This is a genomic window from Caballeronia sp. dw_19, assembly GCF_018449515.1.
In the GTDB taxonomy this organism is placed as follows: Bacteria; Pseudomonadota; Gammaproteobacteria; order Burkholderiales; family Burkholderiaceae; genus Caballeronia.
The window spans coordinates 1-11,645 of record NZ_JAAVUQ010000023.1 but is presented as its reverse complement, the minus strand read 5'-3'; the positions used below and the strand labels follow the sequence as shown (position 1 = coordinate 11,645).

At 61.1% G+C, this 11,645-nt stretch carries 8 protein-coding genes; 5 read left to right on the top strand and 3 right to left on the bottom strand.

The window, feature by feature from the left end; translation table 11 throughout:
* Positions 1-56 precede the first annotated feature (56 nt).
* The 3 genes from HB376_RS26080 to HB376_RS26070 all read right to left on the bottom strand — a co-directional run bounded on the left by HB376_RS26080 (position 57) and on the right by HB376_RS26070 (position 6,602).
* The gene (locus tag HB376_RS26080; RefSeq protein ID WP_213766626.1) at positions 57-3,452 is read right to left on the bottom strand and encodes a maltotransferase domain-containing protein; all 3,396 of its coding nucleotides are present in this window, start codon (positions 3,450-3,452) and stop codon (positions 57-59) included.
* A gap of 409 nt (positions 3,453-3,861) precedes the next feature.
* Positions 3,862-5,523 carry a glycogen synthase GlgA gene (gene glgA / locus HB376_RS26075; protein WP_213766625.1) on the bottom strand — a complete coding sequence of 554 codons (1,662 nt, stop codon included), beginning with the start codon at positions 5,521-5,523 and terminating at the stop codon, positions 3,862-3,864.
* 422 nt (positions 5,524-5,945) lie between these two features.
* On the bottom strand, positions 5,946-6,602 hold the full coding sequence (locus HB376_RS26070) for a DUF1345 domain-containing protein (RefSeq protein ID WP_213766624.1): 657 nt from the start codon (positions 6,600-6,602) through the stop codon (positions 5,946-5,948).
* A gap of 29 nt (positions 6,603-6,631) precedes the next feature.
* On the opposite strand from HB376_RS26070, the gene HB376_RS26065 reads away from it, so the two are divergent.
* The 5 genes from HB376_RS26065 to HB376_RS26045 all read left to right on the top strand — a co-directional run bounded on the left by HB376_RS26065 (position 6,632) and on the right by HB376_RS26045 (position 11,490).
* The gene (locus tag HB376_RS26065; protein WP_213766623.1) at positions 6,632-6,883 is read left to right on the top strand and encodes a hypothetical protein; all 252 of its coding nucleotides are present in this window, start codon (positions 6,632-6,634) and stop codon (positions 6,881-6,883) included.
* On the top strand, positions 6,880-7,434 hold the full coding sequence (locus tag HB376_RS26060; protein ID WP_213766622.1) for a sugar dehydrogenase complex small subunit: 555 nt from the start codon (positions 6,880-6,882) through the stop codon (positions 7,432-7,434). The genes HB376_RS26065 and HB376_RS26060 overlap by 4 nt, the downstream gene beginning before the upstream one ends.
* A gap of 149 nt (positions 7,435-7,583) precedes the next feature.
* A complete protein-coding gene (locus HB376_RS26055; RefSeq protein ID WP_213766621.1) occupies positions 7,584-9,185 on the top strand; it encodes a GMC family oxidoreductase in 1,602 nt (533 codons plus the stop codon).
* A 23-nt stretch (positions 9,186-9,208) separates the two neighbouring features.
* On the top strand, positions 9,209-10,597 hold the full coding sequence (locus tag HB376_RS26050) for a cytochrome c (protein WP_213766620.1): 1,389 nt from the start codon (positions 9,209-9,211) through the stop codon (positions 10,595-10,597).
* A gap of 155 nt (positions 10,598-10,752) precedes the next feature.
* Entirely contained in the window at positions 10,753-11,490 is a 738-nt protein-coding gene (locus HB376_RS26045; RefSeq protein ID WP_213766619.1) for a metallophosphoesterase, read from the top strand.
* The last annotated feature ends 155 nt before the right edge of the window (positions 11,491-11,645 follow it).

The window sequence follows — 11,645 nt, the reverse complement described above, 5'->3', positions numbered from 1 at the left end:
AGTTGTTCTGTGCCACGTCGGCGAGTGCCGTCGTGATGATGACTGTCAGGTGACGCTCAGAGGGGAGTCGGCGCCCGCGGCAAACCCCACGTCGGCGCGATTCTCCAGATCGCGAACGGCCGCGTGTTCGGGTCGAGGCGGATATGCTGCTTTTTGCCGCGCCATTCGAAACGTTCGCCCGTCATCTGGTCCTCCACGGCCAGTGCGTCCCATTCCTGCACGCCCCAATTATTCAACGTCTGCCACGGCAATTCCACGTCCGCGCCCTGTTCGTTGAACGGATCGAGATTGATTGCGACCAGCACGATGTTGTCGCGCGCCGCATTCGCTTTCTCGAAGAACAGGATGTTGTCGTTGTGAGCGGGAAGGAAGTTGACGCCGAGATGTGAATGCAGCGCCGGATTCGCCTTTCTGATCCGGTTCAGCGCCGTGATTTCCCCGACGATATTCCCCGGCCGGTTCCAGTCCCAGGCCCGGATCTGATACTTCTCCGAATCGAGATATTCTTCGCTGTTCGGCAGCGCGGCGGCTTCGCAGAGTTCGAACCCGCTATACACGCCCCATAGCCCCGACAGCGTCGCAGCGAGCGCGGCGCGGATCACAAAACCGGCGCGGCCTGAGCGTTGCAGGAAACGCGGGTTGATATCGGGCGTATTGACGAAGAAGTTCGGGCGGAAATAATCCTTCGCGCCCGTCTGCGTCAGGTCATGCATGTATTCCAGGAAATCTTGCTTCGACTCGCGCCACGTAAAGTACGTGTACGACTGCGAGAAACCGAGCTTGGCGAGCCGGTTCATCACGCGTGGACGTGTGAACGCTTCGGCGAGGAACATGGCGTCCGGGTGACGCGAGCGCACGTCGCCGATCACCCATTCCCAGAACGGCATGGGTTTCGTGTGCGGATTGTCGACGCGGAAAATCTTCACGCCTGCCGCGATCCAGAACAGGAACACGTCGCGCAACGCGAGCCAGAGTTCCGGCTTCGCGTCCTGCGCGTAGAAGTCCGGATTCACGATGTCCTGATACTTCTTCGGCGGATTTTCCGCATAACGCAGCGTGCCGTCGGGGCGCCACGCGAACCACGTGGGATGCTCCTTCAGCCACGGATGATCCGGCGCACACTGCACGGCGAAATCGAGTGCAATCTCCAGACCGTGGGCGCGCGCGGCTTCCAGCATCTGCTTGAAGTCGTCCAGGTTGCCGAGTTCCGGATGCACGGCGTCGTGGCCGCCTTCCTTGCCGCCGATAGCGTACGGGCTGCCCACATCGCCGGGTAGGGCCGTCAGTGTATTGTTCTTGCCCTTGCGGTTCGCCACGCCAATGGGGTTGATCGGCGGGAAGTACAGCACGTCGAAGCCCATCTCGCGGATGCGCGGCATCTTGCCGATTACATCGACAAACGTGCCGTGACGATTTTCGTCGTCGCTCATGGAGCGCGGGAAGATTTCGTACCAGCTTGCAAAGCGCGCGGCGGCGCGTTCGGCGTCTATCCGATACGTCACCGGATCGCGCGACAGGAATGGCCGGTGCCGCGCCGCCTCGATCGCCAGCGCCGTTTCCGGCGCGAGCGCCAACGTGAGCCGGGTGTCTGCATCGGCCTTGGCGAACTGCTTGACGATCCGTTCCAGCGGTTCCGTCTGCACGCCTTCCGCGGTTTTCACTTCGGCCAGGATCAACGCGAACAAATGGCGCGCTTCCTCGAGTTCGAGTTCAACCGTCTGTTCGGCCTTCAGCTTCTTCTGCATGTGATCGATCAGCGAAGCGAAGTCGTCGCGCCACGCGATCACGGTGAATTCATGACGGCCTAAGCGGTCCAGCGGAATGTGCGTCGTCCACAGATCGTTGCCGAGCGGCAGGACCGGCACCATTGGCGCTTCGTGCCAGTCGGTTTCATCGGCGGCGCGCCATTGCACGGCGGCCGCGATCTTGTCGTGGCCTTCCGCGAAAATCGCCGCCGTGATTTCAACCGCTTCGCCTACGATCCGCTTCGCCGGAAAGCGCCCGTGATCGACCGACGGCGTCACGCTTTCGATCGCCACCCGCGGCGCCACCAACGCCTCGTTCACCGACTTCTTGTCAGCTGCCTTGGCGCCGCGCTTGACCTGGGGTTGCGCCAGCAGGATGGGCGGCTCGGCCGCGCCGCGCAGCAGTCGCACTTCGCCAGGTTGCAGCAAGAAAGGCTCGAGCGGCAGCGGCGTTTCCGTCGTGTCCTCGTCAATTGCCCGAAACCGCGTGAAGTTGCCCGGTGCGCCGTCCAGCAAATGACGGGTATCGACATAAACCGGCGTGGTGAGGTCCGGGTTCAGCACGATCAGCGCCGCCTCGGCCGCGACCCGCAGGTCCGGGCCGCTGCCGCGCAGAATGGCAGCGTAAGGCGTGCCCGCGCCGGTCAGCGCGCGCAGTTCGCCCGTGCTCGCCAGCGCCGCGGAGTTCCGTTGCAACGCGTTGGCGTGCGCCACTTCCGCCGATACGTTAAAGCGCGCGCCTTCTCTGGCGCGCCGGAATTCTTCGGCGCTGCCGTGGTTGTAGGTGAGCGGCTGCGTGACGCCGTATTCGAAGCCCATGGGCACGAGCAGGCCGGTGCCTATGCCCGCCGCCGTGTACAACGCGCGCCGGTAGGCACGTTCTACCAGCGACGAGTCGCCGGTATCAGGCAGATCGTGGAGCAGGCGCGAGCCGTAGGGCTCTTCCGGAAACGCAATGGGCGGCGCGATGCGAAACAGCGCGGCGTGTTCATCGAAGAGCCAGTTGCTCTGGAAATCCCACCATCGCGACGATGAAAACACCGAGTCGAAACCGGCATCGGCGAGAGTGGCGAGGTCCTGACGGCTGATGCCGACGGTCCATGCCAGCCATTTCGTTTGCGGATGACGTTCGCGAACGGCCGCACCGAGCCTGCGCCACACGTGCGCCGGCACCTTGTGCGGCGCCTCGAAGCGAAAGCCGCCAATGCCGGCATCGGCCAGCAGCATCAGCTCGCGCGCCCACCATTCGGTGAGCGCCTGGGCCGCTTCGCCATCAGCGAAATTCGCATGCGCCGCGCTTTCTTCGTGCGGCGCGTGACGCGGATCGAGCCGGGCTTCAGCCGCTTCGAACGGATGGAACCAGTGCCGGTTGTCTCGGAACAAGCCGCCTTCAGCGCTCACCTGGTCGAGGGTGATATCGACCAGCAAGGTCAGGCCGTGCTTGCCCGCCTGACTTGCAAGCAGACGCAGGCCTTCGCTCGCGGGTGCATCGGATTCGAATACAGAATGGAGTTTGTGATGATCGGCCACGGCCTGTCGATGGCCGTTGCTGCCTGGCTGGAACGGCGCGCCGATCAGGACGTGATCGAAGCCCAGCGCGGCGGCATGTTCGAATTGTGCGGACCACTCGCGCAATGGTCCGACGAGAAGCGGATCGATGAAATAGATTCTTGGTGCGTATGCTTGAAGCATGTGATGGTGTTCCATCGGTCGTCTTTTCCAGTTCGTCCTGCTATGGCGTGGATGCGGGAAAACGCGATCGCGCTCAACCAGGCAATAAACCAAACCGCAAGAACGGCTACGGCAGACGAGCCTCAGACAGTCTTCAAAGCACCAATTCCGGGGTGACGAGTGCGGTGCGTATCGACTATCAACGTCAGGTCATCAGGCGATACGCCGTTCGGTGCGGCGCCAGGGTCGCTTGAGGGACACAGCACGTAGCGTGCCGCGCCTCTTTCGCGTTTCCTGGGGTATGTCGGAGCCTGAGCGTAGCCAATGGTTCGCGACCAGCATGCGGGTTCAGGTCAGACGACATGCGTTCGCAGCGCACTGCAATCCAGTGCGCTGCGAACGGCCAACCCTGTAACCGTACCATCGAAAAGGGGTGTGTGGAACGTCAGGCGCTGCGTGCGACGAATTGCGCCAATTGTGCCTGTTGCGCTTCACGACGCTCGGCCTCGGCCACCGCCATGACCGGTACTGCCCGAACCCTGCCCGGCACACGGCGCGTGCGCAACGGTGCTTTGGCGGGACGCATATCGGTGAGACTCGCGTATAACTGGACATACTTCGCTACCGCCTGGTCCCAGCCGTAATCGCGCGCCATCGCGTTGCGTTGAAGCGCGCGCCATTGTTGCGGCCGCATGAAGGCGTCGATGGCGCGCGTGGCGGCGACGATCACGTCCTGGACACGGTCGCCATCGAAGAGGAAGCCGGTCGCCGGGCGCGCGGACGTTGCGCCCTCGAAGCCGCCAACGGGAGATGCCTGGAAACCCGTCTGATGCCCCGCAGAGTCGGCTGCGTCGGCAGCATCCACGATCGTATCCGCCAGCCCGCCCACGCGCGATGCCACGGGCAACGTGCCATAACGCATGGCGTAGATTTGCGTGAGGCCGCAAGGCTCGAAGCGGCTGCCATGCAGCAGGATGTCAGCACCGGCATGCAGCACGTGCGCGCGGCGCTCGTCGTAACCTATATAGACACCCACCCGATCCGGCCAGGTCTGCGCCAGCCGCTGGAACGCGGCTTCTATATATGCTTCGCCTTTGCCGAGCACGGCAATCTGCAAACGCGGATAGTGTTCCAGCAGCGCGGGAATGGCTTGCACGGCGACATCGGCCATTTTTTGCGATGTCATCCGGCTGCCGAGCGCGATCACCGGCGCGAAGGGGTCGGTGGGAAGGCCGAACATCTGCTGCAACTCGCGCTTGCAGGCGTGCTTGCCGCGCATATCGTCGAAACAATAATGGCGGGCGATTTGCGGATCGGTCCTCGGGTCCCAGGTATCTACATCGATACCGTTGATGATCCCCGACAGCTTGCCGGCGCAACTTTGCAGCACGCCTTCCATCAGGTGGCCAAAGCGCGGCGTGAGGATTTCGCGAGCATACGTTTCGCTGACGGTAGCAACGTGGTCGGCATGGACAATGCCGGCTTTCATCAGACTCAATGCACCATAAAATTCGATGCTCGCAGGTTCGGTCAACGCGGGCACGAGCCATTTGGCAGGCACGCCGAGCGCTGCACCAAGCGAGAGCGAATAGTTGCCCTGGAACGCCAGATTGTGGATCGTGAAAACGCTTTTTGCGTGCACGCCGGCTTGCTTCATCAAGAGCGGTGTGAGTCCAGAATGCCAGTCATGCGCGTGCACGATATCCGGCTTCTTGAACCCTCGAACGCCTTCGGCAATCTTCACCGCCGCCGCCGATAACGACGCGAAACGAATCGCGTTGTCTTCGTAGTCGCGTCCTTTCGCGTCTTGATAGAGGCCTTCGCGTGCGTACAAATGATCCATGCGCAGCAGGATCACGGGCACGCCGGTTTCTGGCATGCGACCACGATACAGCGCGCCGTCCCCGCCGGGGAGCCCCGTCACCGAAGCCACCTTCTGTAATCCCTCGACCATCTGCAGCGCTTTCGGATAGGCCGGCATGAGTATCGCGGCATCAACTCCGGCTTCACGCAACGCAACGGCGTACGCGCTGACCATGTCACCCAGTCCGCCGGTTTTGGCTAGCGGCACAGCCTCGGAAGCGACAAGCAAGACGTTCAAGGACAAAGCTGACTCCTGGCGTTTGATGGATGAAAAGCGATGGGATGCGCTTGGGGCCAGAAGAATCTGCGGCGCATGCGTCCGGTGCTTTTATCGGAGGGAAGAGAGGGTGCGGGATAGCTAGAGCAAGGCGTGTGCCATGTTCTTAAGAATCTGCTGAAACCGGGGAAAAGAGACGGGCTCTGATAAGCCCTGAGGTCGACGTCAGGCGGACCTGGGAAGCCGTGTAAAAAAGCACGCGCTGCGGGCGGCGTTTTTACACGGAGAGTTCGGGAATCGTTATACGAAAGACGGGGCTGGCGGTGCGCTTATCCATCGAGATGCAAGAATTGTCAGCCCTCCAGATTAATTTATCCGAGCCGGAAATTACGCCCGAAGGCGCTCAGTCGTGACGGCAATATTTGCTTCTCAGATCAGATCAAATCAGCTCAAGGCCCAAGTAAGCTGGCCGCCGTGTTGACACATAATCCGATCACCGCGGCGTTGAAGAAGAACGATAAGACGGATTGCGCGAGCGCCGCTCGCCGGACTTCATTGGAGCAGAGCACGACATCCGAAGTCTGCGACGCCACCGCGATCGTGAATGAGAAATAGAGGAAGTCCCAATAGTCCGGCTTGAGATGGGCATCCGGGAATCTCAGCGATGTCTCGTCGCCCTCTGACTGATAGTAGTGACGTGCGTAGTGGAGTGTGAAGATGGTCGGGATGAGGAACCACGCGCCCAGCATTGTGAATGCAGTTAGCAGATAGTGGAGCACCGCGCCGCGCAAGCCCAGGTTCTTGGCCATGGCCAACTCGAACACAATGGCGATGAGGCTTGCTATAGCGGCCAGGCTGATGATGAGCAGCACCATGCCTGCATTCTCATCCTCGCGTTCGGCGAGCTTCTGCACTTTGTCTTGACGCGCAAGCGCCATCTGAATCCAGATAAGCACGAGATACAGCCATACGGCACTGTCCCATCCAATGAGGCCGCGCACGATCGGCTTGAAGTCATGTGGAACCAAAAGCGCCACGATCACACCAATCACGAGTGCAATGACTGCCCGCGGGCGATAGCGAAGTACTTGGGGAACGAGATTCATTTTTTATAGCGGTCTGGTTATGGCGGGTTATGGCGTTAAGCTGGCACGCAACGGTATCGGGCAAGACACAGCAAGATGCGGTGCTTCACGGTCCTAAAGTGCCGCGATTATTGCCCGTGCGCCTTTCAATTGCCAGCGGCCAACGGCTGGTTGTTATCCGCTTCATCGTGCATGCTTCCGCCGCCGCAAGGCGCGCCTTAAAAAAACTGATCGGGGGATATCGACAGGTGCAATCGATCATCGCCTCTCTGAACAAGGCGAATTGGGACTTCACACCATGACACAACTCGACCACCCCATGGCGCGCGCACAGTCGGCCACACGCCGGCGTTTTGTTCTCGGCGCGTGTGCGTCAGCAGCCGCGCTCGCGTTCACTTCTGCGGGTTTCGGTTTCCCAACATTCTTCACCCGGGCTTTCGCCGATACCCCGCCTGCAGGTATCGACGGTTTCCTGTTGCTCTCGCGCAAACTGACCGGCCGCACCACGTTCGATCCCGCGCTGGCGCAGCGCGTGTATGACGCGCTGTCGAAGTCGGACAGCGAGTTTGTGGGCAACGTGAGCGCCCTGAACGTGTGGCTCGCGGCGCATGGCGGCGTGCCGTCGGATACGGTGACGCAGGCGCTCAAGGCGGATACACCCAAGCTCGCCGGCACGGTCACCGCGATCATGCGGGCGTGGTATCTCGGTCTTGTCGGCGATGCGCCGCGCGTGAGCGTGGTCGCCTATGAGCGCGCGCTGATGTTCGATCCGGTCAACGACGTGCTGACCATTCCGTCGTATTGCCGCGACGTGCCGTTCTACTGGGCGCAGAAGCCGCCTGGCGCGGCGTGAACCCAACGCATCGAACGTATCAAGAACGCATCAAGCCGGCACGCTGCCTGACGACACCTGCCTGACAACATAATTGACAGCAGGATTGTTGGCACGCTCGACAGCGCGACCGAAGCAAATAAAAATCTACCCTCACAGGACAACAACAAATGGCAAATTCGAATTCGGCCGATGTGGTGGTCGTCGGATCGGGGGTTGCGGGCGGACTCGTTGCGCATCAACTCGCGACCGCGGGCGCATCCGTGATCCTGCTCGAAGCCGGGCCGCGTATTCCGCGCTGGCAGATCGTCGAGAACTTTCGTAACTCGCCGGCCAAAGCCGACTTCGCTACGCCGTATCCGTCGACACCTTACGCGCCGCATCCCGAGTATTCGCCCGAGAATAACTATCTGATCCAGAAGGGCGAGTATCCGTACGCGTCGCAATACTTGCGGCTCGTGGGCGGGACGACCTGGCACTGGGCCGCCGCTGCGTGGCGCTTGCTACCAGCCGATTTCAAGCTGAGGACGCTCTATGGCGTAGGTCGTGACTGGCCGATCCCATACGAAACCCTTGAGCCCTGGTACTTCGCCGCCGAAGTGCAGCTTGGCGTGTCCGGTCCGGGCAATAACGTTGATCTTGGTTCGCCGCGTTCCAAACCGTATCCAATGGACATGCTGCCGCTGTCCTACATGGACCAGCGTTTCTCCGATGTCCTCAACGCGCAGTCTTATCACGTCGTGCCGGAACCGGTCGCGCGCAACAGCCGCCCGTACGATGCCCGTCCAACCTGCTGCGGCAATAACAACTGCATGCCGATCTGCCCGATCGCCGCCATGTACAACGGCATCACGCATGCGGAGAAAGCCGAGCGAGCCGGCGCGAAGCTGATCGCGCAAGCGGTCGTCTACAAGATCGAGAGCGACGACAAAGGCCTGATCACCGCTGTCCATTACAAGGACCCGAATGGCAACAGCACGCGTGTCACCGGCAAGCTCTTCGTGCTCGCGGCTAATGGAATCGAAACGCCGAAGCTGATGTTGCAGTCGGTATCCGACAGATTCAAGAACGGCATTGGCAACAGTTCGGATCAGGTCGGCCGCAACCTGATGGACCACCCGGGCACCGGCGTGACCTTCCTTGCCAACGAACCCGTGTGGCCGGGACGCGGGCCGATGGAAATGAGCTCGGTCGTGAACTTCCGTGACGGCGCTTTCCGCTCGGAATACTCGGCGAAGAAGCTGCATTTGTCGAATGGCGTCCCTACCATGTCGGTCACGGCGGACCTGATCGCCCGAGGCGTGACCGGAGCGGAACTGGACCGCCAGATCCGCGACCGCGTCGCGCGCACGATGAACATCAACAGCTTCCACGAGCATCTGGCCGAGCCGCAGAACCGGGTGGTGCCCTCGTCGGATCGCAAGGATTCGCTCGGCATCCCGCAGCCCGAGATCTATTACTCGATCAACGACTACGTGAAGAAAAGCGCGGCGGACACACGCGTCCAATATGCGCGGATTGCGGAGTTGTTCGGCGGCACGGAGATCACCTTCGACGATAAATTCGCTCCGAACAACCACATCATGGGGACGACCGTCATGGGCGCGGACCCGAAGGATTCCGTCGTCGATTCCGAATGCCGCACGCATGATCACGCGAACCTCTTCATTGCCGGCAGCGCGGTGATGCCGACGGCGGCATCGGTGAATTGCACGCTGACGTTGTCCGCGTTGTCGCTGCGTCTCGCCGACAAGCTGAAGAAAGAACTTTGATTGCGCGCCGACGGAGATCCACGATGAAGAACCCCAAACCTCGCGACGCGAAGACCTTCAATAACCTTAGCATTGGCAAGCTTGGCAAGCGCCTGGGCGGCGCGCTCGCCGTTCTTGCGCTTGCCGTCACGGGCGTGAGTTTCCACACGCTGATTCAGTCGGCGCACGCGCAGACTGCCGCGACTGAGCCCACGGTCGTGCAGCGCGACACGCTGGCCGGCGCGGCGCTGATCAAGCGCGGCGAATATCTGGCGCGCGCGGGCGATTGCGTGGCCTGCCATACCGCCGACAAAGGCCGTCCGTTCGCGGGCGGTTTGCCGATCAGCACGCCGTTCGGGACTATCTATACGCCGAATATCACGAGCGATCCGGATACCGGCATTGGCCGCTGGAGCGACGCCGACTTCCTGCGCGCGATGCATGAAGGGATTGGCAAAAGCGGTGAGCGCTTGTACCCGGCGTTCCCTTACGCCGAATATACGAAGGTCACGGGCTCGGACGTCCTCGCGATCCGTGCCTATCTGAATACCCTTGTGCCGATCCACTACACGCCTCCACGCAATGCGCTGTCGTTTCCGTTCAACCAGCGCTGGCTGATGGTGTTCTGGAACATGTTCAATTTCAAGGAAGGGCGTTTCGTGCCCGACCCGCAGCAGAGCGCGGAATGGAATCGGGGCGCTTATCTGGTTGGCGGACTCGCGCATTGCGAGGAATGCCATACGCCTCGCAATGTGATGCAGGGCCTGAAGACGAGCGAGCGCTTCAGCGGCGCCGAGTTGTCCGGCTGGCATGCGTTCAACGTCACGCCTGACAAGACTGCGGGCATCGGCGGATGGACCGACGACGAGCTGACACAATATCTTGCGACCGGTGTGGCGCATGGCCGGGCGAATGCGGCTGGCCCGATGGCGGATGTGGTGCAGAACAGTACGCAGTACATGACGTCTGAGGATCTGCGTTCGATCGTGGTGTACTTGCGCTCGGTGCCGGCGCAGAGCGGCGGCGACATCCATCCGCGTGATTCCTTTGGCAAGCCGACCAGCGCGGACGTCACGGCAATGCGCGGAACGGCGATCAGCGGGGTGAATGGCGCGCAATTGTTTATCGCCAACTGTGCGACCTGTCATAGCTGGACGGGCGAGGGTCGGGGCGGCAGCGCGCCGGGGGCATATCCATCGCTGATTCATAACGGCGTGGTAGGGGCATCGGCGGTTAACAATCTGACAATGGTCATATTGCACGGCGTGAGTCGTCAGACGAAAGACGCTACCGCTTTCATGCCCGCATTCGCGGATGAACTCAGCGATGAACAGATTGCCGCCATCAGCAATTATGTGACGAAGACATTTGGCAATCCGCAATCGACGACGTCCGCCGATCAGGTCGCCAAACTCCGTTCGACACCGCAATAAATACGGTGTGATTCAGCTTGGCGCGGCAATTATTGCCGCGCCAAGCTGATCGTGTTGCGCATTGATGGCGGTCGTTCCAGAATGTGGAGGGATGCGTTGTTGGAAAGCGAGTTGGCGCGCATAACTGTGCGTTTTGGAAGATTAAGATTACTGCCATGACTGCCTCTACTTACCCTGTCGTTTGCTGGCATCCGGCGAACAAAGTTGGCCGTGACCTTGTGGTTGGCGATTTGCACGGTTGCGTCGATGCCCTGCGTTATTTGCTTAGCGAAATTGCTTTCGATGGTTCGCGTGATCGCCTGTTTTCCGTGGGCGACCTGGTCGATCGCGGGAGCGATTCGCTTGGCGGCATCGACTTGCTCGATAAGCCCTGGTTTTACCCTGTGCTTGGCAATCACGAAGACGCGTTGTGCGCGGTTGCTGCGGGCAAGATGCAGCGCCACATGTGGTATTCGATCGGCGGCGCGTGGGCGGCGAACCTGACGGATGAGCAACTGAAGGGGATTGCGACGAAGTTGGCGAGTGTTCCTTTGGTGCGAATTGTCGGCGATGGTCCGACGCGGTTCAACGTGCTGCATGCGGAATTTTTTGGCAGCGACGCTGATCTGGAAGTGGCGTATTTTCCTGACGATGTGCGCCAGCAGTTGTTGTGGGGGAGGTCGCTTGCGCTGGGGACGGGGAAGGCTGCCTGGCAGCGGGGGTTATCGCCGACTTATTGTGGGCATACGCCGATGAAGGCGATCAAGCAGATCGGGTCGCAGATTTTTATCGACACAGGCGCTTATACCGATGACGGACGCCTCACTATTGTCGAGGTGGGTACCGATCAGCGCTGGTCGGTCAAGCAGGGTTGGGCTAGTGCGGAAGGGGCTAGGGAGTTGGCATTACCGTAGGGGGGTCGTTCGCACTCGGGTTTGGGTTGGTGGGGTTTGGGGTTAGTTGGTCGGAGTTTATGCCGGGGTGCCTGGTTCCGGGGTGCCTGGTTCCGGGGTTAGCGGTTCTGGGTCTGTGCCGGGGTGGTCGGTTCTGGGGTTAGCGGTCGGGGTCA